The organism is Miniimonas arenae (assembly GCF_006351005.1).
Lineage (GTDB): Bacteria > Actinomycetota > Actinomycetes > Actinomycetales > Beutenbergiaceae > Miniimonas > Miniimonas arenae.
Genome location: NZ_VENP01000015.1, coordinates 35890 through 60969 on the forward strand (window position 1 = coordinate 35890; position 25080 = coordinate 60969).

A 25080-nucleotide genomic window follows, 5' to 3' on the forward strand; every position below is an offset into this window, starting at 1 on the left:
CCCCAGGGCGCCCGGGCCCCCGGGAGGTGCGTCTCGTGAGCGCGTCCTTCCTCGGCGCCTGCAACCCGGCGGTCAAGCTCGCGGTGCTCACGCTGTGCTCGGCTGGGGTCCTGTTCCTCACCGACCCCGCGGTGCTGGCGGCGCTCTGTGCGGCGCTGCTGCTCGCCGTCGTGCTCGCGGGCCGTGTCCCGCCGCGCGACCTGGCGCGGGCGATGGTCCCGTTCCTCGCGTTCGGCGTCGGCACGCTGCTCGTCAACGCGCTCGCGCGCCCCGGCACGCTGCTCTGGCCCGACCTGCCGGTGCGGGTGACGGCCGAGGGCGTCCGGATCGGCGCGATGCTCGCGCTGCGCACACTCGTGATCGGCACGACGGCGGTGGTGTTCGCCGCCACCACGCCGCCGCAGCGGCTGCTCACGAGCCTCGTCGAGCACGCGCGGGTGCCGCCGCGGGTGGCGTTCGCGCTGCTCGCCGGGCACCGGATGCTGCAGACGCTGCCGGAGCAGTGGACGACGATCCGGCGGGCCCACGCGGTCCGGGCGCCGCTGCGCCGCGACGGTCGCGCGCGGTTCGGCCCGCGCGAGTACGCCCGGTGCGCGTTCGCGCTGCTCGTGACGTCGATCCGGGCCGGTGAGCGGGTCGCGTTCGCGCTGGAGTCCCGCGGGCTCGCCGACGGGCCGCGCACGATCTGGCGGCCGACGTCGCTCGGGGTGCGCGACGTCGCGCTCGTCGGCGTGGTGCTCGGCGCGCTCGGGGTCGCGATCGGCCTCAGCTGAGTGCGCGCGACTCCTCACCGGTGCCCGCAGCGGCACCGGCCGCCGACGTCCGCCCCGGCACCCCGCGCCCGGGCAGCCACCAGTTCCACCGCCCGAGGAGCCGCATCGATGCCGGCACCACCACGAGCCGCACCACCGTCGCGTCCAGCGCGATCCCGATCGCGAGCCCGAACCCGAGCTGCTGGATCGGCAGGATGCCCGCGAACGCGAACGCCCCGAACACCACCACCATGAGCAGCGCGGCGCCCGAGATGAGCGGCGCGGTCCGGGCGAGCCCGCGTGCCACGGAACCCACGTCGTCGCCCGTGCGCACGTAGTCCTCCCGGACCCGGTTGAGCAGGAACACCTCGTAGTCGGTGCTGAGACTGAACAGCAGCGTGAGCAGCAGCACGGGCACGAAGTTCTGGACGTAGTCGGAGGACTCGAACCCGAAGAGCGACGCCCCGATGCCGTCCTGGAAGACGAGCACGAGCACGCCGTACGTGGCGCCCACCGACAGCAGGTTCACCGCGATCGCCTTGAGCGGCAGCAGCACCGAGCGGAACGTCACGAGCAGGAGCACGAAGATCACGGCGAGCATCGCGAGGACCACGGTGGGCAGCGTGTCGGCGATGACCTCGTTGCTGTCCACGCCCTGCGCGGTCTCGCCGCCCACGTCGATCGAGAGCGTCGCGACTCCGGCCCCCGTCCCCGACCCCGCGACGGCCTGCGTCGCAGCATCGCGCACCTGCGCGAGCAGGTCCTGCGTCGCGGGGTCCGCGGCGGTGGCCTCCGGCACGACGTCGAGCACGAGCCGCAGGTCGTCCGCGGCCACGAAGTGGTCCACGGTCTGGCGCACGTCGCCCGGCAGTGCCTCGCGCACGTCGGGTGCGGTCGCCGCGAGCGGGTCGCCCGGCGAGACGAGCGTGAGCACGTCGAGCGCGGAGTCCAGGCCGGCCACGCCGTCGAGCGCACGCAGGTCCTCGGCGAGGGCGAGCACGGCGGGCGTGGCGGCGCCGTCGGACAGCGGCGTCGTGGCCGTGACGACCACCCGGATCGGCGCCGTCGCGCCCGGGCCGAACTCCTGCGCCACGAGGTCGAACCCGGCGCGCACCGGCGAGGACGTCGGGATGATCCGCGCGTCCGGGGTGAAGGTGCTCATCCCGGCGGCGGGGACGGCAAGCGCGAGCAGCAGCGCCACCGCCCCGGCGAGGAACGCCACCGGGCGGCGCATCACCGTGCGCGCGAAGGCGTCCCACCGCCGCGACCCGGCCCGCGGGTGGCTCGAGCGCCCGGCACGCATGCTGCGCTGCAGCCGCGGACCGAGCAGCGCGAGCAGCATCGGCAGCAGCAGGAGGCTCACGAGCACCGCGGACGCGACCACGAGGACGGCCCCGAGCGCGATCGACCGGATGACGCCGAGCGGCACGAGCACGAGCGTGCACATCGCCGCGACCACCGTGATCCCGGAGAACAGCACCGTCTCCCCGGAGGTGCGCAGCGTGGTCGCGAGCGCCTCGTCCTGGTCGCGCCCGGCCGCCAGCTCCTCGCGGAACCGGGTGATGAGGAAGAGGGAGTAGTCGACGCCGACGCCGAGCCCCAGCATCGTCGCGGCGTTCTGCACGAAGACCGACAGCTCCACCTGTCCCGCGATCAGCGAGAGCACCGCGAACGTGAGCAGGATCGCCGTGACCCCGACGGCGAGTGCGGCCAGGGCCGCGAGCGCGCCGCCGAAGAGCAGCACCACGACGAGCACGATGAGCGGCAGCGCGATGAGCTCGGCGCGGAACAGGCTCGTCTCGCTGAGGTGGTTGACCTCGCCCCAGAACGGCGCGGCGCCGACGAGGGAGACCTCGAGGCCGTCCGGTGCGAAGCGTTCGGTGAGGTCGTGCTGGACGCCCGTCAGCAGCTGGCGAGCCTCGCCGTCCGGCAGCGCAAGCGCGACGGCGTTCACCACCGTCCGGCCGTCCTCGCCGAGGAACGCGCCCCGCGCCTCGGGCGACAGCGTGGACCAGCCGTAGGCGCTCGTGGCCTGCAGCACCGGGTCGGTCATGACGGCGTCGAACGCCTCGGCGACGCGCGTCTCGAACGCGGCGTCGGCGGCGGTGTGCGCGGTGTCGTGCACGACCAGCGTGAGCGACGTGGGTCCTCGTCCCAGGAACCCCTGCGCCACGGCCTCCTCCACGCGCTGCGACGCCGAGTCCGGCACCGCCCAGCCGCCGCCGCTCAGGCGCGCCGGCAGTCCGGAGGCGAGCAGGCCGGCGACGGCGAGCAGCGCCACCCAGGCGACCACCCCCACCCAGCGCCACCGGCGGGCGGCCACCGCGATCGCGTGCAGCCTCATCGCGCGGCTCCCGTGGTCGACGGCGCGGCCTGCGCTGCGCGGGCCAGCGAGGCGGGTGGCGACGCCGGGGCGGGTGGCGACGCCGGGGCGGGTGGCGGCACCGACCGCTGCGACCGCGCGAGGTCGCGCAGCGCGAGCAGCGCCTGCACCGGCCGGCCCCACTGGGCCGACATCCGTCGACCCGCGGTGCGGACCGCCTGGTGCGCGTCGATGACGGTATGCCGCCGCACGCGCTCGCCGGCGAGCAGGTCGACGACGATGCGCGAGGCGAGCGCCCCGAACAGCAGCGAGGTGTAGACGAGCTGGGACAGCGGCGCGTCGGGGTCGGCGAGCGAGGCGCGCGCGCTCACGAACATCTCGACGGGCACGGTGCGCAGCGGGACGATCCGGCGCAGCAGCGTCCAGGTGTGCTCGTGCTGCACCTGGGCGCGGGTGAGCCGGCCGTCGAACGGGGCGTCGCCGGGCGCGTAGTCGTAGACGCGGACGTACTGCGTGCCGGCCATGTCGTAGCCCGAGACGACCGGACGACCCAGGCGCGCGGCCGCCTCGTGCAGCGCGTACTTGGCGAGCCAGCCCGCGCGCTCGGTGACGTCGACGCCGTCGATCACGACGTCGCAGCCCTCCACCAGCGCGGTCACGCCGGTGCGGGTGATGCCGCGCTCGTGGACGGCGACGGCGGCCGCCGGGTTGATCGCGAGGACCCGCTCGGCCCCGACCACGGCCTTGTTCCGGCCGAGGTCGCCGCGGACGGCGTGCTGGCGGTTGAGGTTGTTCAGCTCGTAGCTGCCGTTGTCGGCGAGCACGAGGTGCTGCACGCCGAGCCGGGCGAGCGGCTCGATCACGGCGCCGCCGGTCGAGCCGCAGCCCGCGACCAGGACGACCGCCTCGGCCAGCCGCCGCTGGGTGCGCGCCGGGACGAAGCCGCGGTTGCGGCGGGTGAGCTCCACGTAGTCGGCGCTGGGGGAGAGGCGGTGCTCGCCGTCGTGCCCGCGACGGGGGGCGGGGGACGGGCGGCGGCTCTCGGCCGAGGGCCGTGCGGTGGGGGGCGCGGTGGTCATGGGTTCTGCTCCGGTGCTGGTCAGGGGCGGATCAGGGGCGGGTCAGGCGGCGACGCGGTTGGTCGCGCCGTGCAGGTGCTCGCCGAGCCCGGTGGTGGCGGCGAACAGGTCGGGCGAGGCGAGGGTCTGCGTGAGCAGGTCCGCGCGCAGCTGCAGGTCGGCGCGGGAGGGCAGGTGCGAGACGAACGGCTTCACCTCACCGCGCGCGGTGTAGACCAGGTGCATGAGGTCGGTGCCGGGCAGGACGGGCGTGGTGTGCTCCACGAGCTGCACCTCGAGCCCGGCGAGCAGCAGGTGGCGCAGCGCGACCTTCTCCTCGACGTCGCCCACGAGCGTGCGGACGGGCGGGTCGCTCGCGAGCACGGCCTGCGCCACCCCGAGGAGCAGCTCGAGGGTGATCCGCAGGCGCTGCGCCTTGTCGGTCACGGTGCGGGCGCGGACGAACCGCTTGAGCTCGCGGACCTCGTGGCTCGTCGTGCCGGGCAGCGGCGCCACCTTCTCGAACACGTTGAGCCCGTGCGCGGTCTCCACCGGGAAGGGCGCCCGTGCGGGGTCGAGGAGCGGGCGCGGGGCCTCGTCCCGTGAGGAGGCCAGGCAGACGTAGCCGAGGATCCGGCCCGTGGCGCCGTCGAGTGTGAGCACGTGCACGTCGTTCGGGCCGAGCGCGGAGACCGGCTCGCAGAACCAGCCCGACGAGCGCACCACGTCGCCGCACGCCCAGCCGAGCTGGAGGTACTGCGCGAGCCGGAAGCCCTGCATCGCGAGCGCGTAGCGGTGCGGGAGGTCCCGCGTGCGGATCGCCAGCGTGGTCAGCCCGTCGCCGCGCACCGCGAGGTGGTCCAGCGCGCCGGGCGGCACGTGGTCCAGCAGCCGCCGGCAGCTGAGCGAGCCGTGCAGCCCGATGATGTCGCGCGTGAAGCGCTCGGTGGCGCCGACGGCGAGCATCGCGTCCGCGCGGTCGACGCCGAGCCCGCCGCGGGGCACGTCGGCAGCGGCGGACGGGTCGGTCGCGGCGAGAGTCGGGTGGCACATGGCGGTCTCCGGGTGGTGGTCGGACTGGGCGTGGTGTCTGGTCGGCCGGCGGTGGTGGCGGTGGCGGAGGTGGCGCTGGCGGCGTCGACGGTGCGGCTGCGGTGGTGCGCTGCGGCGGCAGTGGCGGGCTCGAGGCGGGCGACGCGGAGGTGAGCCGCGCGCCCGACTCAGAAGTCGCCGTCGTCCTCGGTGTAGATCGCGTCGGTGACGGCGAGCGCGAGCACCTCGGGGGTGCCCTCGTAGATGCGGGACCCGAGTGCCTCGCGCAGGTACTTCTCCATGCCCCAGTCGCGCACGTAGCCGCGAGCGCCCATGAGGGACATGCCCTCCTCGGCGACCTCGATCGCGATGCGGTCGGCGAAGAGCTTCGCGGTCGCGGTCTCGAAGACGGGTGCGGGCACCCGGGTGTCCGCGAGGTGCGCGGCGCGCAGGTACATCAGGCGCGAGGCCTCGACCTTCGCGGCCATCTCGGCGAGCTTGCGCGCGGTGAACTGGTGCTCGCGCAGGCGCTTGCCACCCTGGACGCGCTCGTCGCACCACGCGATCGCGAGGTCGAGGGCGCCGCGTGCGACGCCGGTCGCGATGGCCGCGACGGCGGCGCGTGCCATGTTCATCTGCGCGATGTTGATGAAGACGCCGCCGCCCTCGCCGCCGATCATGTTCTCGGCGGGCACGCGCACACCGTCGAACTGCAGCTCGGTGCCGAGGCAGGCGCGGTAACCCATCTTGTCGGCAACGGCGCCGCGGGTGACGCCCGGGGCGTCCAGCGGGATGACGAAACAGGTCAGTCCGCTCGCGCCGGGGTGGCCCTCGAGGTTGGCGAAGACGGTGCCGTAGTGGGCGACCTTGCCGTTGGTGATGAACATCTTCGCGCCGTCGACCACGTAGTGGTCGCCCTCGCGGCGCGCCCGGGTGACCCCGATCGCGTGCTCGGCGGCCTCGGGGATGAGCAGGTCGCAGCCGGCGCGCTCCTCGGTGATCGCGTTGCACGCGAGCACGGGGTCGTCGCCCGCGAAGAGGGGCAGGAATCGCGCCTGCACACCGGCGTCGCCCGAGAGCAGCAGCGGCGCCTGGCCGAGCATCGTGGCGCCGAAGATGAGTGCGAAGCCCGCGTCGACGGCGGCCAGCTCCTCGAGCGCCACGGCGACGCCGAGCTCCCCGTAGCCGAGGCCGCCCAGGTGGCGGGGGATGACGAGCCGGGTGAGGCCGAGCTGGTGGGCCTCGGTGACGAGCTCCCAGTCGAAGTCGGCGGCGTCGGCCTCGTCGAGGCGTCGCACGGCCGGGCGCAGCCGGGTCTGGGCGAACTCGCGGACCAGCCGGCGCAGCTCCTCGGCGTGCGCGGGCAGCGAGGTGAAGGTCGGCTCGGTGAGCGTCGGCTCGGTGAGTGAGGTGTCGGCGAAGGCGTGGACGTCGACGGCGGTCATGGCGCTCTCCTGGCTCTGGCGGATCGAGATGCGGGATCGAGGTGCGGGCGGATGGTGAACAGCGGCAGTGGCGGCGCGGCTCAGGCCGCGACGCCGGCCTCACGGGCGATGGCCGGGTAGCGGTCGAACGCCGGCTGCAGCAGCGGCGCGAACTCGATGACCTTGGCCACGCTGCCCTTGATGCGGATGCGGCCCATCGCGACGGCGACCGGCATGAGCAGGTGGCCGGACCAGAGGGCGTGCGCGGTGTCGCACGACATCTTGATCGCGAGCGCGGCGGTGGCCGGGGAGTCGTCGATCCGGACGCCGTCCGGGTCCACGTACATCTCGAACTCGGGCGCCGTGTGCACGAACCGGACGGACAGCCCGTCGCGGCGCATCGTCGAGGTGAAGGTCTCGTCCCGCAGCATGATCTCGAACAGGTGGGAGAACACGGCGACGGCCTGCTCCCGGGTGGTGTACGTGCTCATCGGTGCTCCTTGGGCGTGATCGGTCGTGCGTGGTGAGTGGTGCGGCGCAGGTGCGCCGTCCCGAGCAGGGCGAGCAGTGCGCCGATCGCGGCGCGCGCGGTGTCGGCGCGTCGCGTGACCCCGACGGCGAGGCGCAGCGCCGCACCGCCGAGCGCGGTGTCCGCGACGGTGAGGGGCGGCAGGAGGCCGGCCTGGTGCAGGACGGAGGCGACGTCGAAGGAGAAGTGGTCCTCGAGCAGCTTCCCGTCGCGGAACTCCACGACGCTGAGGCAGCGGATCTCCAGGCGCCGGCCGGTCGGCGGGAGCCCGAAGAGGGTGCCGGCGTGGGTGCCGCGGATGACGTACTCCTCGGCGACGAACCGCCCGCGGGGCAGGCGCTGCGTGACCTCGAGCGTGAGGTCCGGCAGGCCGGCCATGAGCCGCTCCAGGTACGCCCCGACCTCGGCCTTGCCGCGGTAGCGACGCCCGGCCGCGACGTCGTGCCACACGATCTCGTCGTCGTAGTGCGCGAGGATCCCGGGCACGTCGTGCGCGTTCCAGCGCGGCACGACCAGCGCGAACGCGGCCATGTTGGCGCGCTCGCCCTCGAGGAGGTGCGCCGAGGGACCCCAGGCGGCTGCGCCGTCGGGCGTCTGATCGGGGGCGACGGAGGCGACGGAGCCGACGGTGCGGGCAACGGGACCGGGACCGCTGGTGCGGCCTCGGTCGGGCTGCGCGGCGGTGGTGGCCGTCGTGGTCATCTCGTCTCCCGGGTCGGGGCCGCTGAGGGCTGCTCAGCGCCGCGTCGGTCTGGCTGTGTCCTGCTGGGTCACGCTCGTTCTCGCTCGGTCGCACCGAGCGCGTACCCCTCGTGAGCACGAGCCGGCGCTGCTGATACGTCCGGCGCACGCGGTATCAGCCGGTACGGCGCGCGCTCGTTCACCGGCAACAGCCGCGCACGTCTGCGCGGCACGTGCTGAGGCCGCGTGCGCACCCCGCTGGTGCGCGGCGAGCCCACGACCGCCGGAGGCGATAGGTGACCGAGCCGAGCGCCGCCGTCGATCGTCTCGCCCGCGCCCGCGAGCTCGGTGCCGTGGCGGGCTCGGTGGTGCGCGGATCGGTCCGGCTGCTCGCCGCGCCGCTGCGGGAGCCGAGCCGCGCCGCGGCCTGCTGCGCCACCTCGGGCACTCGTGCCAGGTCGGTGTCGCTCACCCCGGTCGTGCTCCTGCACGGCTACGGGGGCGACCCCCGGGACTGGGCGCCGCTCGCGCGGGTGCTCGCGGCCGGCGGCTACGTGCACCGCGACGCGATGGCCTACGACTGGGTGCGGCACGACGTGCCGAGCATCGCCGCTGCCCTGGTCGAGCGCTGCGAGCGCGCGCGGGAGGGCGCCGGGTCACCTCGGGTGCACGTCGTGGGGCACAGCCTCGGCGGGGTCGCGGTGCGCTACGCCGTGCAGCGCCTCGGCCTGGCCGAGACGGTCGGCGTCGCCGCGACCGTGGCGGCGCCGCACCGCGGCACCCGGGTGGCGCGGCTCGGCCTCGGCGCCGCGGTCGCGGCGATCCGGCCCGGCTCGCCGGAGCTCGCGCTGCTCGCGAGCACGCAGGCGCCCGACGGCGTGCGCTGGCTCGCGTACTGGTCCGACCTCGACCGCGTGGTCGAGCCGGCGTCGGCGCGGCTGGAGGTCCCCGGGCTGCGCGTCACGCGGGTGCGCGTGCCCGGGGTCGGGCACACCGCGATCCTGCGCTCGCGGGCGCTCGCGGTGAGCCTGCTCGGCGAGCTGCTGGTCGCCGACGCCGAGGACGCGGCCGCCGCGTGAGTCAGGCCGGTCTGCGGCGGTGAGTCACGCCGTCGTGCGCCCCGCGCCTCGCCGGCTGCGCGCCCGGTCGGCGATGACCGTGCCGGCGGTGTTGTACCCCGAGAGCATCACCCACGGCACGCCGGCGGTCGGCTGCGACCAGTGCCCCGCGAGGTAGAGGCTCGGCACGGGCGTGCGCTGCGCGGGCCGTTCGCGGGAGAGCAGCTCTGGGCTGAACGCCCAGCCGGCGAACGCGCCCTCGGCGTTGCCGGTGTCGCGTGCGAGGTCGGCCGGCGTGCGCACCTGCCGCACCACCACGTGCTCCGACAGGCCCGGGATGAGCGCCTCCGCGCGGCGGACGAACACGTCGGCGATGTGCTCGGCGTCGCGCTCCCAGTCGATGCCCGCCGAGGCGAGGCGGGTGGGGCACTCGAGCTTGATCGAGTGCATGCCGGGCGGCGCCATCTCCGGCTGGTGGAACGTGGCGACGTAGACGTAGAAGGCGGCGTGCTCCACGTCGCCGGCCGGGAAGCGCGCCATCGACGCGTCGATGTCGACCTCGGGGTAGACGAACGTGAGGCGCTTGACGGCGTCGCGGTAGGGCTCGAGGTCCATGTCCACCCCGAGCTGCACCTGGAAGAACGACGGCGTCGTCGCCATCGTCGGGAGCCTGCGACGCAGCGCCGCCGTGCTGCGCAGGGGCGGCAGCAGCTCGGTGAACGTGCGGCGGGCGTCGCCCGCCGAGACCACGGCGTCGGCCGTGAACGTCCGCCCGTCCGCGGTGCGCACGCCGGTCGCGCGGCCGTCGGTGGTGAGGATGCGGGTCACCTCAGCGTCGCGCACGACGGCGCCGCCCGCCTCCGCGATCGTGCTCAGCAGCGCGTCGCGCAGCGCGGAGAAGCCACCGCGGGGCATCCACTGCGTGCGCAGCGCGTGCGTGAAGAAGACCCCGGCGATCACCGCGGACAGCTCCGAGGGCGCCGACGCGATGCCGACGCACAGCATGGAGAAGTACGCCTTGAGGGTCGGGTCGACGAGGTGCTCGTCGAGGAGGTCCTGCAGCGTGCGGCCCTGGTACCTCGCGAGCGTCGCGCCCGGCAGGTGCAGCGCGTTCATCGCCGGCGCGAGCGCGCGGCTCACCCACGGGCGCTGGAACTGCTCGAAGACGGGGTCGAGGAGGCGGCGCTCGCCGGGGTGGGCCTGCACACGGAAGGACGGCACGAACACGTCGAGGTCGGCGACCATCTGCTCCATCGCGAGGAAGACCGCCTCGATGCCCTCGCGTTCGCGGGGGAACCGGCGGGTGAACTCCTCGGCGGCGGCGCTCAGGTCGGCCGGCACGGCGACGGAGTCCTCGGGCAGCACGCACCGGTAGTCGTGGGTGTGCGGCTCCATGACGACCTTCTCGTCCAGGCCCAGCCGCTTGAACACCTCGCGCGCCTGCCCGCCGAGGCGGTAGGCCAGGAAGATGTGGCCGCCGTGGTCCCAGTGGAACCCGTGCGCGTCGTGGCCGTCGGAGTAGCCGCCCGCGACGGGCTGCTTCTCCAGCAGCACGACGTCGAGTCCCGCCCGGGCGAGCGTCGCCGCCGAGGTGAGGCCCGCGATCCCACCGCCGACGACGACGGCGTCGTGGTGGGTGCCGCCGAGGTGGTGCTCGCCGTCGGACACGCCGGCGTGCTCGTCGGACAAGGGGCGGGCCGTTCGCGCGGCGTCGGATGCTCGCGGCGCGGGGCGGGAGACGGGGGGCGGCGTACGGGTGCTGGACATCGCGTGGCCTCTCGACGGTGGTGGGTCCACCAGAGATGACCCGTGAGGGTGGGCGGTGATACGTCAGGAGGGCGCTCCGTCTCGGCTCGCGGCGCTGCCCACTCGGGCAGACATGTCGGGCAACATGCCCTCGACCCGCGGCGAGAACGATGGGCGCATGCCACATGCGCGCGCCGGGGACAGCGAGCACGTCGAGGAGCACGCGAGTGGCGCGCGGGTCCGCTCCAGTGGCCCGCCGGAGCGGGCGATAGGTGCCACGGCGCTGCTGGCTCCGCGCGCACCCGACGTCGCCGCTGTCCAGCGGCTCCAGGCCCTCGTGGGAAACGAGCGCATGGCGGCGGTGTTGCCCGAGTAGGCGTCGACGAAGAGGCCGTACGCCGCCTCGCGAGGGGCGATCGGCGACGCGTCCGAGGGTGCGGCAGCGGCGGCAACGGCGGCGCCGCCCGTCGCGAGGACGGTGGTCAGGGCGAGCGCGACGCCGCGCCGCACGTGATGGTGGGGGATCCGGTGGCGTGCCGTCGGCAGTCCTGCAGTCGTGTCTCTCCTCAGCTCTGAGCAGGCGCGCGTCAGCAGGAGACGAGCGCCGGGGACTCGTGCAGAGTATCAAATGTCTGGACAAGCACTGCTGAGAGGGATGCTCGCGAGCGCGTCGAGATCTGACGCGAGCAGCGGTCCGTTTCGCTGCCGCAGCGCCGGTCCCGGCGCAGCCTCGAGAACAGCCGACACGAGTCGGCCAAGGCGCAGGAACGACGGCGTTCCGCCCGCGGCATCGATGCCGCGCGGACGCGGTTCCGCACGAGAGAGGAGCCTGGCATGGCCACGTACGACGTCTCCGACCGGTCCGCGATCGTCACGGGTGCCGGGTCCGGGATCGGGAAGGCGGTGGCGCTGCTGCTCGCGGCGAACGGTGCCGCAGTGGTGGTCGCCGACGTGAACGGCGAGGCCGCCGAGGCGGTCGTCGGTGAGATCGAGGCGGCGGGCGGCTCCGCCGTCGCGCACGTCGGCGACGTGACCGACCCGGCGGACGCCCAGGCGTGCGTCGAGGCGGCCTCGGCGCTCGCGCCGCTGCGCGTCGCGGTGAACAACGCGGGGATCGGCGGACCGATCGCGCCCACGGGGGAGTACCCGGTCGAGGGGTGGCAGAAGGTGCTCGGCATCAACCTGTCCGCGGTGATGTACGGGATCCGCGCGCAGGCGCCCGCGATGGCGAAGGCCGGCGGCGGGTCGATCGTCTCGACGTCCTCGATCCTCGGTTCGGTGGGGTTCGCGGGCTCGGTCGCCTACGTGGCCGCCAAGCACGGCGTCGTCGGCCTGACCCGGACCGCGGCGCTCGAGTACGCCCCGCAGAGGGTGCGCGTGAACGCCGTCGGACCGGGCTTCATCCGCACGCCGATGGTGTCCGCCTCGCTCGACGAGGCCACGCTCACGTTCCTCGAGGGCAAGCACGCGCTCGGCCGGCTCGGCGAGCCCGAGGAGGTCGCCGCGCTCGTGGCGTTCCTCGCCTCGGACGCGGCGAGCTTCGTCACCGGCGGCTACTACGTCGTGGACGGCGGGTACACCGCGCAGTAGGTGACGCGCTCAGCGAGAGGTGACGCGCTCAGCGAGAGGTGAGCGCGAGCGGGCCGGGTGGGGCGGCCCGCCCGCGCTCGCGCCTCGCCGGTCAGCCCCCGCCGCCGCGTGCGGTGACGGTGACGCGCAGCGCGATGCCGTCGGACCACGGTGCCAGCGCCCAGGGCAGCCACGCGGGACGGGAGAAGGCGACGAGGGTGACCTCCGCCGTCGTGGCGTCGATCGCGCCGGTGGGATCGGCGACGGCGAGGCCCGGCGCGTCCGTGACGCCCGCCGGGGCGGACGCGAGGAAGTCGCGTGCGGCGGCGCGGACGGCGTCGTCGGTGAGGGTGATCTCGCCGCCGTAGTAGGAGTCGGTGTCGATGGCCGCGGCGGCGTCGGCCGCGGTCGCGTCGGCGAGGGCCAGGAGGTCGCGGCGGTCGAGATAGACCGCGCTCGCGACGGCGATCGTCACGATGAGCGCGGCGGCGACGGCGAGCGCGCCGAGGGTGAGGACGAGGATGCCGCCGCGCTCGCCGTCGGGCGTGTGCTGCTCGTCGGGCGCGTGCTGGTCGTCCGCGTGGTGGTCGGACGCGTGGCCGCGGGACCGAACAGGCGCGCTCACGGCCGGTCCCGGAAGGGGTCGATCGTCGTCCACGTCTCGGCGTGGACCGGCACGGTGATCCCGCCGCCGGGCACGTACGGCAGGGGCACGTCCACGTCCACGCTGACGTGCACTCGCTCCCCGGGCTCGCACGTGGTCTCGCACGCGACGGCGAGCGCCGCGGCGCCGTCGACCTGGAGTCCGTGGTCGGCGAACGCGAGCGTCACGGCGCTCGCGGCGAGGTCGCCCGCCTGCTCGGGGTCCGCCGTCGCGACGAGACGGCCGGCGTCGCGCGCGGCGGCCTGCGCGGCGAAAGTGCCGGCCTGCAGCTGCGCCAGCGTGAGGACGAGGTAGACGAGCGGCACCAGGAGCACGACCGCGCCGCCGAGGAACTCCACCACGGCGGAGCCACGCTCGCGGTCGGCGGCGTCGTCGGTACGGGCGTCGATGCCGCCGGGGGAGTGCGGTGTGGCGCGCGGACGGCGGGTTCGAAGGGCGTGCGGACCGTCCCGCAGCAGCCGCGCAAGCCCACCGCTCCGGGACTTCGCCAGGTGGGTCATCGCTCCGCCACCGCACGACCGGTCGCGGTGAGCGAGCCGGACGGCCCGAGCAGCCCGATCACCGGGAGGGGTGCCCGGACCTCGACGACCACGACGTCGTACCCGGCGCCCGACTCGACCCGCGCCGTCGCCGACTCGGCGTAGCCCGGCGTCAGGCTCATCCCGACCACCTCGAGGGCGCGGTCCGTGCCGGCGGCGAGGTCGCCGTCGTACATCGCGGCCGTCCGTGCGCCCTCCGCCGCGGCGTCGATCAGCGCCGTGCGTACCCACAGCGCGAGCGCGAGCTGGACGAGGCCGAGCACGAGCACGACGACGAGCGCCCCCACCATGACGACCTCGGCCACGGCGGAGCCTCGCTCGCCGTCTCGAACATCGCCGTCGCGGCCGGCAGGTGGGCGGTCGATCGCCGCCCGCGGCGGGTGCGACGCGCCCAGGACGGTCGCGGCTACGGCCCGCTCACCCGGTCGACGGCCTGCTGGAAGAGCTGGCGCAACCAGTCGTCGGCGAGCACCCAGACGACGGCGACCAGTCCGGCCGACATCAGCGTCACCATCACCCAGCCGGGCACGTCGCCGCGCTGGGGCTGGGCGGTGATCGTCAGCAGTCGGCGCTGCGTCCAGGCCAGGACGCGGACGGCGAACGCGAGCAGGGGGGTCAGGGTGTCCTGCCACATGGGGTTCCTCTCGGTCGAGCGGTGGGGCTCGTGGGGGTCGGTGTCGAGCGGACGGGGGCGGGCGGGCTGGTCAGGGCGCGGCGCCATCCCGGGCGGTGGTCGCGAGGTCAGGGTCCGAGCTGCAGCATCGCGATCCCGGGGAAGAGGGCGAACAGGACGGTCAGGGGAAGAAGAACGAACACGACGGGCACGAGCATCCCGATCTCGCGCCGCCCACCGGACTCCATGAGCTCGCGCTTCGCGCTCTCGCGGGCGTCGGCGGCCTGGGCGCGCAGCACCTCACCGAGGGGCGAGCCGCGCTCCACGGCCACGGCCACGCCGTCGGCGAACCGCGTGAGGGCGGGCAGGTCGACGCGACGCGCCAGCGCGTCGAACGCGGCCGTCACCGTGGCCCCGGCGCGGACGTCGGCGAGGGTGCGCGCGATCTCGCGCGAGAGGTCGCCGTCGGTGCTGCGGGCGATGCGGTCGAGCGCGGCTGCCGGCGACTCCCCGGCGCCGACGGCGAGGGCCAGGAGCTCTGCGACGGTCGGCAGCTCCGCGGCGATGCGCCGTTCGCGGCTCTCGACGGCGTGCGTGAGGGCGCGGTCCCGCGCCAGCGCGCCGCCCACCGCCGCGACGGCGACGAGCACGGCGAGCGGTCCGATCGCGACCCCGCGTGTCGTGGCGAGCAGTGTCCCGACGGCGACGCCGACGCCGAGCCCGATCGCCGCCCAGCCCAGCTGCTCGAGCCGGAACTGCTCGAGGGTCGTGGTGCCGCCCAGACGCTGGAGGCGTCGGCGCACGGTGCTGGCGGAGCTGCCGAGATGCTCGAGCGCGCGCGAGGCGTCCTGAACGAGCGGGACGAGGAGGCGGTGCAGGCCCGTGGCGGTCCGGTTGTCGGGGGCGCCGAGCAGGGTCGACGTCGAGGCGCGCGCGGTGACGTAGGGCGCGACGCGGTCGACGAGGGAGGGCCGGGCAGCTCGCCACGCCGACGCGATGACGAGCAGCCCGCTCGCCGCGACGAGACCGGTGAGAGCGCCGACGGCGTTCATCGTGTCGTCCTCATGGTCCGGCCCTCAGCACGCGGGGCTCCTCGGGCAGCCGGCCGATGCGCAGCATCGCGGCGTACGCGATCGCGGACAGCACGGCCCCGAGCACGAGGACCGCGACCCCCGCGGGGGTGTCGAACGCGGCGGAGGTCGACCCGCGTCCGCTCATCAGCAGGAGCACGACCCAGGGGGCGGCGACGGCGAGGCGCGCGCCGTTGACGGTCCAGCTCTGCCGAGCCTCGAGCTCCCCGCGCGTGCGCAGGTCGGCCCGGAGGAACTCGGACAGCGTCCGCAGCGTGCGGCCCAGGTCGGTGCCGCCGACCTCGGTGGCCAGGCGGAGCGTGACGGCGAGCCGGTCCGCGACGGGGTCGGCCAGGCGGGTCTGCCACACCTCGAGCGCGCCCACGAAGCGGCCGGTCGCGCGGTACTCGGCGGCGAAGGCGGCCATGTCGGCCCGCAGCTCGACCGGGCCGCGCTCTGCCTGCGCGATGAGCGCCTCGGGAAGCGTGAGACCGGCGCGGACGGCGGAGGTGAGGTCGTCCACGACGTCGGGCCACAGCGTGCGCAGCTCCACCCGCCTGCGCTGGGCGCGGCTGCGCAGGTAGAGCAGCGGCACGGCGGAGGCGAGGAGGGCGAAGGCGACGGCGACCGACACGGCGGTGCCGAGCCCGAGCGCGACCAGCCCGACGACGAGCGCGAGCCCGGCCGACGCCGCGGCGAACGGCCCGAGTCCGAGGCGGTGGAGCCCGGCCTGCGCCGTGAGGTCCTGCCATCCGCGGACCAGCCGGGAGGTGGGCCGCGGGGGCGCCGGTGCCCAGGTCGAGGACCACACGAGCAGCAGCCCCGCGCCCAGCAGCAGCCCCGCCACGGTTCCCATCGCGTCGTCGCTTCCGTGTCCCGCGTGCCTCAGGCAGCCCAGCCGGCGTGCAGCAGCCGGGGCAGGTCGTAGCCCATCGCCTCGAAGCGTTCCGGCTGGGGCGGGTAGCCGTTGCCGCGCACGAGGGTGCCGGGCGGCGCGCCGTCGGGCCGGTGGAAGAGGTCCGCGGTCTCGACGACGCCGCCCTCGCTGCGACCCGTGACGGCGACGACCTCCCGCACGGACCGTCGCCCGCTGCGGTCGAGGTCGACGTGGACCACGAGGTGCAGCGCCGTCGCGACGGTGGGGACCACGAACGCCGGCGTGACGTTCTCGCCCGCGAGGAGCGGCAGGATGCACAGCTTCGCGATGGCGTCGCGTGCGGAGTTCGCGTGGACGGTGCCCATGCCCGGAACCCCGGCGTTCAGTGCGATGAGCAGGTCGAGGCTCTCGGCCTCCCTCACCTCGCCGACGACGAGCCGGTCCGGCCGCATCCGCAGCGCCTCCTTGACGAGCCGCCGCAGCGTGATCTCGCCGGTGCCCTCGAGGTTGGGCTGGCGGCACTGCAGGCCCACGTGGTCGCGGGTCGCGGGTTGGAGCTCGAACACCTCCTCGCAGGTGACCAACCTTTGCGTGGGCGGGATGGAGCCCGTCAGCGCTCCCAACGTCGTGGTTTTCCCCGCCTGCGTTCCCCCGCTCACGAGGATGTTCAGCCCGACGGCGACGGAGGCGTCGAGGAACGTCGCCACGTTCTGGGGGAGCGACCCGACGGCGACGAGATCGTCCAGATGCTTCGCCCGCGTCACGTACTTGCGGATGTTGACGGCCATGTGCCGCCGGGTGACGTCGGGGATCACGACGTGCACGCGCTCACCCGACGGCAGCGTCGCGTCGACGAACGGCTGGCTCAGGTCCAGCCGCCGTCCGCTGGGACGGAGCATCCGCTCGACCAGGTCGCGCACCGCCTCCTCGCCGAGCAGCAGCGTGGTCAGCTCGGGCACGCCACGCCGGGCCACGAAGACGCGGCCCGGGCCGTTGATCCAGATCTCCTCGACCTGCGGGTCCTCGAGGTAGGGCTGCAGCGGGCCGAGGCCGGCGACGGCGTCCGTGACGGCCTTGGCGGCCAACTCCGGGTCCGGCAGCGGGAGCAGGCGGCCGGCGAGCGCTCGCTCCTCGTAGTCGACCACGGCCTCGGCGACCAGGCGCCGAAACTCCTCGGGCTGCCCGACGGGGTCGACGCCGCGCAGCCGGACGAGCTCGCGCACCTCGGACTCGAGCCGCCGCGCACCGTCGTCGCTTCCGCTCACTTCGTCTCCGCCCTCGTGGAATCCCGGCAGCGTACGGGCCAGCCACGGAGGAGCGAAAGGTGCGGCGGACTGGATCTGTGGACAGCCTGCGTCGCGCACCGTGCCTACCCGGCTTGCGGGGCTCGAGAGCTCGGACCCTCGCCGTCATGCGTCGCCGCCGACGGCCGTGCGTCGATGTGAACCGTCGCCCTCCCCGTCACTGGCGACGGTTGCGGAGCGCAGGGCTCCGAAACCGTCGCCAACGATGGGCGTCGCCCGCCGCATCGCGATCAGACGCGACTAGCGTGCGGACCGTGGTGACACCGGTGCCGACACCCCCCGTTCCCCAGGCGGGCCTGCGCCCGACGCTGCTCTCCTGGCTGAGCACGCCGCGGCACGCCCTCACTTCGGGTGAGGTGAATCGGGCCGAGGCCCTCGCGTGGCAGCACCGCGCCCGCGCCCGCCTCGCCGCGCTGCTCGCCGTCCCGTTCGACCCCGTGCCGCTCGACCCGCGCGCGCTCGAGACCGTCCAGCTCGACGGCTACCGCCGCACGATGCTCGCGTTCGACACGGCGCCCGGGACGTCGGCGATCGCCTGGTGGGTCGTGCCCGACGGCGTGGATCCGGCCGAGCAGCCCGGTGGCACGCCCGCCCTGATCGCCACACCCGGCCACGGCATCGGTGCGCGCGACCTGCTGGCGATGGACGCCGTCGGGCATCCGCGCCCCGAGGGCGAGGGCTACCAGCAGGACTACGCGCTGCGCGCGGTGCGCCTCGGCGTGCCGACGCTCGTGGTGGAGCCGCTCGGGTTCGGCGTGCGCCGCGACCACGCGGCCGGGACGCCCGACGACGACGCGAGCGAGTGCGCGGCCGGCTCGCTGCTGGCGAGCATGCTCGGCACGAGCCTGCCCGCGCTGCGGGTCAACGACCTGCGTCGCGCCGTCGACCTGCTGCCCGCCCTCGGCGCCGATCCGGACCGGATCGGGCTCGTCGGCATCTCCGGCGGCGGCCAGCTCGCGCTCTGGACGGGCGCGCTCGACCCCCGGATCGCCGTCGTCGGCGTGAGCTGCTACCTCAACACCTTCGCCACGAGCGTCCTGGCGATGGAGCACTGTGCGTGCAACGCGGCGCCGGGGCTCGCCGTCGAGCTCGACATGCCCGACCTCGCCGCGCTCGTCGCGCCGCGACCCCTGCTGGTCGAGGCGGGGCTGCGCGACCCGATCTTCCCGATCCAGGGCACGCGGGCGGCGCTCGACGTCGTGCGGCGCGCGTACGCGGCGCTCGACGCCACCGACCTGCTGCTCGAGGACGTGTTCGACGGCGGGCACGCGTGGTCCGGGCGGCTCCTGCCGGAGCTGCTCGCGCACCTCCAGCCGCGCGACACCCGTCCACGTCCGTCCTTGCCCGAACGGTTAGCCTGAGCGAGCCCTTCCACACCAGCCCCTGGAGGATCCCCGATGCCGTCCGGCCTCGCCGCCCTGCTCGACGACGTCGCGGCACTCGCGAAGCTCGCCGCAGCCTCCGTCGACGACGTCGGTGCCGCCGCAGCTCGCGCCAGCGCGAAGGCGGCCGGCGTGGTGGTGGACGACACCGCTGTCACCCCGCGCTACCTCAACGGCGTGCTCGCGAAGCGGGAGATCCCGATCGTGCGGCGGATCGCGATCGGATCGCTGCGCAACAAGCTCCTCATCATCCTGCCGGTGGCGCTCGTGCTCAGCGAGTTCCTGCCGTGGCTGCTCACCCCGATCCTCATGCTCGGCGGGTTCTACCTGTGCTTCGAGGGCGCCGAGAAGCTGTGGGAGAAGGTCGCCCACCACGAGATGGCCAACGCCGAGCCCGCGGCGATCGAGGGACCGGAGGCGGAGAAGAAGGTGGTCTCGGGAGCGATCCGGACCGACCTCATCCTGTCGGCCGAGATCATGGTCATCGCGCTCAACGACGTCGCCGACGAGGGGCTGCTGACCCGCGCGCTCGTGCTCGTCGTCGTCGCGGTGCTCGTGACGGCGCTCGTCTACGGCGTCGTGGCGCTCATCGTGAAGATGGACGACATCGGGCTGCACCTCACCCAGCGCGACTCGCCACGCGTCCAGCGCATCGGGCACGCCCTCGTGCGGGCGATGCCGAAGGTGCTCGCGGCGCTCTCGCTGATCGGGATGATCGCGATGCTCTGGGTCGGCGGGCACATCCTGCTGGTCGGCGCCGACGAGCTCGGCTGGCACGGGCCGTACGGACTCGTGCACCACCTCGAGGTCGCGGTGCACGACGCCACCGGCGCCGTCGGCGGCGTGCTCGGCTGGCTCGTCAACACGCTCGGGTCCGCGCTCGTCGGTCTCGTCGTCGGCGCTGTGGCCGTCGCCGTGGTCGAGACGATCCGCCGGCGGCGCTCCGCGGGCCACCCGGCGCACTAACCTGCCCCCGTGCCTTCGCTCGCCGACCACATCACGGAAGTTCCGCCGTCGGGCGTCCGCGCGATCTTCAACACCGCCCTCGCGATGAGCGCGGCGGGCGAGCGGGTGACGCACCTCGCCGTCGGCGAGCCGGACCTCGCGCCCGAGCCGCACGTGGTCGAGGCGGCGCGCGCCGCCTGGGCGCGCGGGGAGGTGCGGTACGCGCCGAACGGTGGGCTGCCGGCGCTGCGCGAGCACCTCGCGCGGGTCACGACGGCGCAGCGCGGCACCGAGGTCACGCCCGACCAGATCTGGGTCACGATCGGCGGGACGCAGGCGCTGTACCTCGCGTTCACGCTCGTGCTCGGCCGCCGCGACAAGGTGCTCGTGCCCGACCCGGGCTACACGACGTTCACGATGGCGCCCGCGGCGCTCGGCGCGCGGCCGGTGCCCTACCCGCTGCGACCCGAGCGCGGGTTCGCGCCGAGCCTGGCCGATATCGCGCCCCTCCTGACGCGTCGCACCCGCGCGATCGTGGTCAACTCGCCGTCGAACCCGCTGGGCACGGTGCTCTCGCGCGGGCGGCTGCAGCAGATCGTCGACATCGCCTCCGCGTCCGACCTGTGGATCATCAGCGACGAGGTCTACTCGGGTCTCGTGCACGACGGCGAGCACGTGTCGATCGCGTCGCTCCCGGGGGCCGAGGGTCGGGTCCTGTCCGTGCACTCGGTGTCCAAGACGTACGCGCTCACCGGGGCGCGGGTGGGGTGCCTCGTGACGCCGCCGGGATGGTCGGACGTGCTGAACGCCGTGCAGGAGGCGATGGTCAGCTGCGTCGCGCCGCCCGACCAGCACGCGGCGCTCGCGGCGCTGACCGGGCCGCAGGAGGGCGTCGCGCGGGCTCGGGCGCACTACGCCGAGAACCTGCGCCTGGCGACGGGGCTGCTCGCCGAGCGCGGGTTCGAGTGGCTGCCGCCGAAGGGCGGGTTCTACGTGTGGGTCGACGTGCGCGAGCGGGTCGCGGCGTCGGGGCTGGGCTCCGTGGCCGCGTGGGCCCGGGAGCTGCTCGTGCAGCGACGGGTCTCGGTCGCGCCCGGAAGCGCGTTCGGTGCGTCGGGCGAGGGCTGGGCGCGGCTGTGCGTGGCGGCGTCGCCCGAGGCGATCACGACGGGGATCGACGCGCTCGCGACGTTCTAGGGACTGCGCCCGCTCCGCCCCCCGTTCGCGAGGTGATCTTCGTCCTTTCGCGAGGTGATCTTCGTCCTTTGATGAGGTGATGTCGGTCGTCTCGCGACGACCGACTTCCTCTCGCGAAAGGACGGACTTCCTCTCGCGAAAGGACGGACTTCCTCTCGCGAAAGGACGGACATCACCTCGCGAAGGGGCAGGTGGCGCAGACCGCGCCGGATGCCGCGTCAGCGCCGCCCGCGCCCGCCGCACCAGTGCTGCCCCCCGAGCCACCGACGGCAACCACGCCGCACCCTGCGCACAGCCCCACGAGCGTCCCCGCGGGAGTGACGACGCCGAGCCGGACCCAGTGATCGAGCGCCGCCTCCACCAGCCCCACCGGCACGCCGAGCGCGTCGGCCGTCCGCGCCGGCGTGAGCCCGGACCGCGTCGAGTCCAGCACCGCCCCGAGCAGGCTCACGACCCGCCCCCGAGCAGCCCGGCCACCAGCACACCCACGCGGAACACCGCGACGGCGAGCACCCACGCGAGCGCGAGCTGCGCCGCCGTCGCCCCGAGCGTCCACCGCCAGCCGAACAGCCGGCGCTGCTCGCCGAGCGTCGCCAGGCAGGGCGTGTACGCGAGCACGAAGACCATGAACGCCGCGCCCGCCAACGCCGGGAAGCCGTCCGACGTGCGCTCCAGCGTCGCCACGATCTGCGCCCCGAGGTCACCGGGTGCGCTCGGGTCCTCCGGCTCGGCGACCGCGTACGTCTGCGCGAACGAGCCGACCACCACCTCCTTGGCCACGAACCCGGTCGCGAGCGCCGCGGAAAAGTGCCACTCCGCGAAGCCCGCCGGCTCGAAGACGGGCGCGACGGCGTGCGCGGCCGCCCCGTACAGCGAGTCCGCCACCGGCACGTCGGCCACCGCGTGGCCCGGCGTCACCGGCACGGCCATGAGCACCCAGACCACCGACAGCGTCCCGACGATGATGACGCCCGCCTTGCGCACGAACGACGCGCACCGGCTCCACACCGAGCGCGCGAGCATCCCGACCCGCGGCCGTTGGTAGGCCGGCAGCGCGAGCACGAGGCCCTCGCGTCGCACGTCGCGGAACAGCGTGTGCCGCAGCACGAGCCCGCCGAGCACCACGAGCGCGATGCTGAGGACGTACATGAGGAACACCGCGGTGCCGGCCTGGTCGGGGAACACCGCCGAGGCGATGAGCAGGTACACCGTCAGCCGCGCGGGGCACGAGGTGAACGGGATGAGCAGTCCCACCAGCAGCCGCGAGCGCGCGCGGGTCAACGTGCGCGTCGCCGTGAGCGCGGGGACGTTGCAGCCGAAGCCGATGACCAGCGGCAGCATCGCCCGGCCGTCCAGGCCGAGCGCGGCCATCGCGCGGTCGGCGACGACGGCGGCGCGCGCCAGGTAGCCGGAGTCCTCCAGCAGCGCGATCGCGCCGAACACGATCGCGAGCAGCGGCACGAACGACAGGACCGTCGCGAACCCGGCGAGCACGCCGTCCACCACGAACGAGACCAGCCACGACGGCGAGCCCACCGACTCCAGCGCACTCGCCACCCAGGGGGCGAGGCCACCGGAGACCAGCGAGTCCGCCGCGTCCATGACGGGCGCGGCGACCGCCGTCGCCAGCTGGAACAGGCCCCACATGACCGCAAGGAACACGGGGATGCCCACCCACGGGTTGAGCAGCACACGGTCGATCCGGTCCGACCGCGTCACCCGGGTCGCCGCCGCCGCGTGGTCGGCGCGCAGCGCGCCGAGCGAGGCGAGCACGTCCTCGACCCAGGCGAAGACGGCCTCCGCCTCGGCGTCGGCCGGGGCGTGGGGGTGCTGCTCGCCGTCGAGAGCGTGCACGACGGCGAGCGCCAGCTCCTCGAGGCCGGCGCCCGTTCGCGGGTCGGTCGCCACGACCGGGACCCGCAGGGTCGCGGCGAGCTGCGCGGCCTTGGGCCGGATGCCGCGGGCGTCGGCGACGTCGACCATCGTGAGCGCGACGACGACGCGCGCCCGGGTTGGGTGTGCTGACTCGCCTGGCGCGGTCTCGGCGGCCAGCAGCTGCCCGAGGAGGTAGAGCGAGCGGGGGAGCGCGCCCGCCTCGAGCACGACGATGACGACGTCGGGGGCGGGCAGGGTGCTGGCGCCGGTGACGACGTCGGTGGCGACCTGCTCGTCGGCGGAGCGAGCAAGGAGGCTGTACGTGCCCGGAAGGTCGACGAGGGTGGCTGTGGTGGTGGCCGTACGCCGGGCGCCACGTGCCGGTCTGCAGCTCCACGGTGGTGCCCGGCGCGTTCATGACCCGCTGGCGCGCGCCCGTGAGGGCGTTGAACAGCGTGGACTTGCCGACGTTCGGGCTGCCCAGCAGCGCGACGTGCGGCGTCCGGGTCAGCGTCGCGGTGGCGGCCGGTGCGGTGGAGGCAGCCGAGGGGTCGCCGTGGCAGCTCATCGCGAGACCCCGACGCGCGGGGTCACGGCGTCACCTGGCCGGCGGCGGCGACTTCGATGCCGCGGCACGTGGCGCCGTCGAGGGCGAACCGGTCGGCGCCGAGCGCCACGACCTTCGCCCCGTGCGCGGCGGCCTGGACCACGCGGATGGCGCCGCCCGGGCGGACGCCGAGCTCGGCCAGCCGTGGCGGCCCCTCGACGTTCCGGATCAGCGCGTCCCTGCCCACTGGCCACTCGTCGAGGTTCACGCTCGTCACGCTAGAAGTCAGGACAGCCAAACCTCATGGGTCCTTCGTCCCGAGCGGGGGCGCCCGCGAGGCGATTCCGTCCCTGGTACGGGCCGGTCGACACGGGCACCCACGCTCGCGTCAGGCGCTGGCGTGGTGGGGGATCTCGTCGAGGCCGCTCTGGGCGAGCAGGCGGAGGCCGGCTTCGGCGGCGTGTTCGGGTGTCCCGCGTCAAGCAGATGGCAGGGTTTCGGGTTCGGGAAAGTTGGGGGTGAGGGGGTCGGCGAGGCCGAGGTGGACGTCCAGGGGGCGGTTCCAGGCGATGGCCTCGTGCGGGCGGACGGTGTTGTACTCGACGCGGTAGTCCTCGGCGTGGGCGACCAGGTCCAGGGCGTCGTTGATCTCTTCGAGATAGAGGCGTTCGTACTTCAGGCAGCCGAAGCCGCGTTCGCGTGAGCCGTTCTGGCCCGGGCTCTTGACGGCGGTGCGGACGTGGCGGATCTCGGGGTGGGTGGCGATGAACGCCTCGAACCGGAAGGACCGGAACGGTCCGCCGTTGTCGGTGACGAGCGTGAGGGCGGGGATGGCGTTGCCGTCGTCGTCGACGTCGCAGGCTTCGATCAGCGGGCGGCCGAACGTGGCCTCGTAGTCGGCCAGGGCGAGCTCGACCGCGGCGATCGCGTCATGCTGGTTCGCAGTCGGGGACGTGTGCCAGGGGTGCTCGTACTTGGAGTAGTAGTCCCGGCACCCGGCCAGGCGCCACGTCCCGCCGGTGGTGGTCTCGAACTCGGAGAAGTCCAGCTGCCAGACCTGGTTCGGGCCGGTCGGTTCGGTCGCGAACGCGGCCTTGCGCCGGGCGGCGTGCTGGCGCCGTTCGCGCTGGTAGTTCGCCTCCAGCAGCAGGCCCTCGTCCCGCAGCAGGCGCAGCACGGTGGACTCACCGACCCGGTGCCCGTCGTAGCGGCACATCGCCCAGACCTTGCGGTGCCCCCATGCCGGGTGCTCCAGCGCATGCCGGCGGGCCGCGTCCCGGACGCCTTCGCGGGCCGGGCGCGGCCAGGGGCCCTTGACCGGTGCGCCGTCGCGGGCGCGGGCCTGGTGGCGGCGCCAGGTCCGTTCGGGCACGCCGATCAGCGCGCAGAACCTCGTGGTCGGCATGCCCGCGTCGGTGCGGATCACCTCGAGGTCCTCGAAGGGCCCAGGCGGCCCTCTGCGCTCTTCTTCCACACCCGGATCTCCACCGCGGCCTCACCCAGCGCCTGGGTCAGCTCGGTGACCTCGGCCTCCAGCCGCTGCTCACGGGTCGAGGGCCCGGACTTGCCCGCGACCAGCCCCGCGCGCCCGGACTCCAGGAACTGCCGCTTCCAGTTCCCCACCGACTGCTCGGAGACCTTCGCCCGGCGGGCGGCCTCAGCCACGCTCAATTCACCGGCCAGGATCGACAACACGATCCGGACCTTCTCCTCAGCCGGGAACGCCGGCGGCCTCGCCATGATCGATCAGACTCCTTCGCAGGTCAGACCCGCAAGAAGCGGGTCCTGCCACTAAGTCTGACGCGCGACACATCGACTCGAACACTCGGATACGGGCGGGTAGCGTTCACCACGAAGGTGCTCCTCGTTCTGGTCTGATCTGTCCGTCGCAAGAC

26 protein-coding genes and 2 pseudogenes are annotated in these 25080 nt (G+C 74.5%); 7 read left to right on the top strand and 21 right to left on the bottom strand.

Annotated features, from left to right (window positions below; all coding sequences use genetic code 11):
* Positions 1-35 precede the first annotated feature (35 nt).
* The gene (locus tag FH969_RS05775; protein WP_180359683.1) at positions 36-773 is read left to right on the top strand and encodes an energy-coupling factor transporter transmembrane component T family protein; all 738 of its coding nucleotides are present in this window, start codon (positions 36-38) and stop codon (positions 771-773) included.
* Here the strand turns inward: FH969_RS05775 and FH969_RS05780 are convergent.
* From FH969_RS05780 to FH969_RS05805, 6 genes are all read right to left on the bottom strand, one after another.
* Positions 766-3096: an MMPL family transporter gene (locus FH969_RS05780; RefSeq protein WP_139986451.1), complete on the bottom strand. Its 2331-nt coding sequence runs from the start codon at positions 3094-3096 to the stop codon at positions 766-768. The genes FH969_RS05775 and FH969_RS05780 overlap by 8 nt on opposite strands.
* Entirely contained in the window at positions 3093-4154 is a 1062-nt protein-coding gene (locus FH969_RS05785) for a HesA/MoeB/ThiF family protein (RefSeq protein WP_139986452.1), read from the bottom strand. Before FH969_RS05785 ends, FH969_RS05780 begins: the two co-directional genes overlap by 4 nt.
* Positions 4155-4196: 42 nt before the next feature.
* Positions 4197-5186, bottom strand: coding sequence for a hypothetical protein (locus FH969_RS05790; RefSeq protein WP_139986453.1), 990 nt, complete (start codon positions 5184-5186; stop codon positions 4197-4199).
* A 167-nt stretch (positions 5187-5353) separates the two neighbouring features.
* Complete coding sequence (locus FH969_RS05795) at positions 5354-6610, bottom strand: acyl-CoA dehydrogenase family protein (RefSeq protein WP_139986454.1); 1257 nt, start codon at positions 6608-6610, stop codon at positions 5354-5356.
* Between the two features lie 80 nt (positions 6611-6690).
* Entirely contained in the window at positions 6691-7080 is a 390-nt protein-coding gene (locus tag FH969_RS05800; protein WP_139986455.1) for a hypothetical protein, read from the bottom strand.
* A complete protein-coding gene (locus FH969_RS05805; RefSeq protein WP_180359684.1) occupies positions 7077-7820 on the bottom strand; it encodes an ester cyclase in 744 nt (247 codons plus the stop codon). The genes FH969_RS05800 and FH969_RS05805 overlap by 4 nt, the downstream gene beginning before the upstream one ends.
* 275 nt (positions 7821-8095) lie before the next feature.
* Between FH969_RS05805 and FH969_RS05815 the strand changes: the two genes are divergently transcribed.
* Positions 8096-8878 (top strand): esterase/lipase family protein, encoded by a 783-nt coding sequence (locus FH969_RS05815; protein WP_139986458.1) that lies wholly within the window; start codon positions 8096-8098, stop codon positions 8876-8878.
* Between the two features lie 24 nt (positions 8879-8902).
* On the opposite strand, the gene FH969_RS05820 is transcribed toward FH969_RS05815, so the two are convergent.
* Positions 8903-10546 (bottom strand): phytoene desaturase family protein, encoded by a 1644-nt coding sequence (locus FH969_RS05820; RefSeq protein ID WP_180359685.1) that lies wholly within the window; start codon positions 10544-10546, stop codon positions 8903-8905.
* 235 nt (positions 10547-10781) lie between these two features.
* On the opposite strand from FH969_RS05820, the gene FH969_RS15165 reads away from it, so the two are divergent.
* Positions 10782-10979: a hypothetical protein gene (locus FH969_RS15165; RefSeq protein WP_180359686.1), complete on the top strand. Its 198-nt coding sequence runs from the start codon at positions 10782-10784 to the stop codon at positions 10977-10979.
* Positions 10980-11437: 458 nt separating this feature from the next.
* Positions 11438-12193, top strand: a complete 756-nt coding sequence (locus FH969_RS05825; protein WP_139986460.1) for an SDR family NAD(P)-dependent oxidoreductase — start codon at positions 11438-11440, stop codon at positions 12191-12193.
* A gap of 91 nt (positions 12194-12284) precedes the next feature.
* On the opposite strand, the gene FH969_RS05830 is transcribed toward FH969_RS05825, so the two are convergent.
* The 7 genes from FH969_RS05830 to FH969_RS05860 form a co-directional block, all read right to left on the bottom strand.
* Positions 12285-12797 carry a glycosyltransferase gene (locus FH969_RS05830; protein WP_108719410.1) on the bottom strand — a complete coding sequence of 171 codons (513 nt, stop codon included), beginning with the start codon at positions 12795-12797 and terminating at the stop codon, positions 12285-12287.
* On the bottom strand, positions 12794-13336 hold the full coding sequence (locus tag FH969_RS05835; RefSeq protein ID WP_234417520.1) for a pilus assembly protein: 543 nt from the start codon (positions 13334-13336) through the stop codon (positions 12794-12796). The genes FH969_RS05830 and FH969_RS05835 overlap by 4 nt, the downstream gene beginning before the upstream one ends.
* A complete protein-coding gene (locus FH969_RS05840; RefSeq protein WP_234417521.1) occupies positions 13333-13680 on the bottom strand; it encodes a TadE/TadG family type IV pilus assembly protein in 348 nt (115 codons plus the stop codon). Before FH969_RS05840 ends, FH969_RS05835 begins: the two co-directional genes overlap by 4 nt.
* A gap of 101 nt (positions 13681-13781) precedes the next feature.
* Entirely contained in the window at positions 13782-14009 is a 228-nt protein-coding gene (locus FH969_RS05845; RefSeq protein WP_108719411.1) for a hypothetical protein, read from the bottom strand.
* Between the two features lie 107 nt (positions 14010-14116).
* The gene (locus FH969_RS05850; protein ID WP_108719412.1) at positions 14117-15040 is read right to left on the bottom strand and encodes a type II secretion system F family protein; all 924 of its coding nucleotides are present in this window, start codon (positions 15038-15040) and stop codon (positions 14117-14119) included.
* A 10-nt stretch (positions 15041-15050) separates the two neighbouring features.
* Complete coding sequence (locus tag FH969_RS05855; RefSeq protein WP_108719413.1) at positions 15051-15914, bottom strand: type II secretion system F family protein; 864 nt, start codon at positions 15912-15914, stop codon at positions 15051-15053.
* Positions 15915-15943: 29 nt separating this feature from the next.
* Complete coding sequence (locus tag FH969_RS05860; protein ID WP_139986461.1) at positions 15944-17200, bottom strand: TadA family conjugal transfer-associated ATPase; 1257 nt, start codon at positions 17198-17200, stop codon at positions 15944-15946.
* Between the two features lie 293 nt (positions 17201-17493).
* Between FH969_RS05860 and FH969_RS05865 the strand changes: the two genes are divergently transcribed.
* The 3 genes from FH969_RS05865 to FH969_RS05875 are packed head-to-tail and all read left to right on the top strand — an operon-like array spanning position 17494 to position 20763.
* A complete protein-coding gene (locus tag FH969_RS05865) occupies positions 17494-18600 on the top strand; it encodes an alpha/beta hydrolase family protein (protein WP_180359687.1) in 1107 nt (368 codons plus the stop codon).
* A 36-nt stretch (positions 18601-18636) separates the two neighbouring features.
* Complete coding sequence (locus FH969_RS05870) at positions 18637-19587, top strand: DUF808 domain-containing protein (protein ID WP_139986463.1); 951 nt, start codon at positions 18637-18639, stop codon at positions 19585-19587.
* A 9-nt stretch (positions 19588-19596) separates the two neighbouring features.
* The gene (locus FH969_RS05875) at positions 19597-20763 is read left to right on the top strand and encodes a pyridoxal phosphate-dependent aminotransferase (protein ID WP_246071733.1); all 1167 of its coding nucleotides are present in this window, start codon (positions 19597-19599) and stop codon (positions 20761-20763) included.
* 172 nt (positions 20764-20935) lie between these two features.
* Here the strand turns inward: FH969_RS05875 and FH969_RS05880 are convergent, their stop codons facing one another.
* The 7 genes and pseudogenes from FH969_RS05880 to FH969_RS05900 form a co-directional block, all read right to left on the bottom strand.
* Positions 20936-21214, bottom strand: a complete 279-nt coding sequence (locus tag FH969_RS05880) for a hypothetical protein (protein WP_139986464.1) — start codon at positions 21212-21214, stop codon at positions 20936-20938.
* Entirely contained in the window at positions 21211-22410 is a 1200-nt protein-coding gene (locus FH969_RS15655) for a nucleoside recognition domain-containing protein (RefSeq protein ID WP_342776992.1), read from the bottom strand. Before FH969_RS15655 ends, FH969_RS05880 begins: the two co-directional genes overlap by 4 nt.
* A gap of 276 nt (positions 22411-22686) precedes the next feature.
* Positions 22687-22941 (bottom strand): annotated as a pseudogene (locus tag FH969_RS15660) (FeoB small GTPase domain-containing protein); the annotation flags it as partial.
* A 127-nt stretch (positions 22942-23068) separates the two neighbouring features.
* Positions 23069-23206, bottom strand: a pseudogene (locus FH969_RS15665) (GTPase); the annotation flags it as partial.
* A gap of 22 nt (positions 23207-23228) precedes the next feature.
* Positions 23229-23453, bottom strand: coding sequence for a FeoA family protein (locus tag FH969_RS05890; RefSeq protein WP_139986465.1), 225 nt, complete (start codon positions 23451-23453; stop codon positions 23229-23231).
* 210 nt (positions 23454-23663) lie between these two features.
* Positions 23664-24611 carry an integrase core domain-containing protein gene (locus FH969_RS05895; RefSeq protein WP_139986466.1) on the bottom strand — a complete coding sequence of 316 codons (948 nt, stop codon included), beginning with the start codon at positions 24609-24611 and terminating at the stop codon, positions 23664-23666.
* Positions 24608-24925, bottom strand: coding sequence for a helix-turn-helix domain-containing protein (locus FH969_RS05900; RefSeq protein WP_081802834.1), 318 nt, complete (start codon positions 24923-24925; stop codon positions 24608-24610). Before FH969_RS05900 ends, FH969_RS05895 begins: the two co-directional genes overlap by 4 nt.
* Positions 24926-25080 lie beyond the last annotated feature (155 nt).

Excerpts from the sequence above, each read along its gene's own strand:
- FH969_RS05855 (WP_108719413.1), bottom strand. The coding sequence starts at position 15,914 with ATGGGAACCGTGGCGGGGCTGCTGCTGGGCGCGGGGCTGCTGCTCGTG.
- FH969_RS05795 (WP_139986454.1), bottom strand. The coding sequence starts at position 6,610 with ATGACCGCCGTCGACGTCCACGCCTTCGCCGACACCTCACTCACCGAG.
- FH969_RS05850 (WP_108719412.1), bottom strand. The coding sequence starts at position 15,040 with ATGAACGCCGTCGGCGCTCTCACCGGTCTCGTCGCGGCGAGCGGGCTG.
- FH969_RS05870 (WP_139986463.1), top strand. The coding sequence starts at position 18,637 with ATGCCGTCCGGCCTCGCCGCCCTGCTCGACGACGTCGCGGCACTCGCG.
- FH969_RS15165 (WP_180359686.1), top strand. The coding sequence starts at position 10,782 with ATGCCACATGCGCGCGCCGGGGACAGCGAGCACGTCGAGGAGCACGCG.
- FH969_RS05780 (WP_139986451.1), bottom strand. The coding sequence starts at position 3,096 with ATGAGGCTGCACGCGATCGCGGTGGCCGCCCGCCGGTGGCGCTGGGTG.
- FH969_RS15655 (WP_342776992.1), bottom strand. The coding sequence starts at position 22,410 with ATGTGGGGCCTGTTCCAGCTGGCGACGGCGGTCGCCGCGCCCGTCATG.
- FH969_RS05900 (WP_081802834.1), bottom strand. The coding sequence starts at position 24,925 with ATGGCGAGGCCGCCGGCGTTCCCGGCTGAGGAGAAGGTCCGGATCGTG.
- FH969_RS05785 (WP_139986452.1), bottom strand. The coding sequence starts at position 4,154 with ATGACCACCGCGCCCCCCACCGCACGGCCCTCGGCCGAGAGCCGCCGC.
- FH969_RS05800 (WP_139986455.1), bottom strand. The coding sequence starts at position 7,080 with ATGAGCACGTACACCACCCGGGAGCAGGCCGTCGCCGTGTTCTCCCAC.
- FH969_RS05790 (WP_139986453.1), bottom strand. The coding sequence starts at position 5,186 with ATGTGCCACCCGACTCTCGCCGCGACCGACCCGTCCGCCGCTGCCGAC.
- FH969_RS05835 (WP_234417520.1), bottom strand. The coding sequence starts at position 13,336 with ATGACCCACCTGGCGAAGTCCCGGAGCGGTGGGCTTGCGCGGCTGCTG.
- FH969_RS05845 (WP_108719411.1), bottom strand. The coding sequence starts at position 14,009 with ATGTGGCAGGACACCCTGACCCCCCTGCTCGCGTTCGCCGTCCGCGTC.
- FH969_RS05825 (WP_139986460.1), top strand. The coding sequence starts at position 11,438 with ATGGCCACGTACGACGTCTCCGACCGGTCCGCGATCGTCACGGGTGCC.
- FH969_RS05805 (WP_180359684.1), bottom strand. The coding sequence starts at position 7,820 with ATGACCACGACGGCCACCACCGCCGCGCAGCCCGACCGAGGCCGCACC.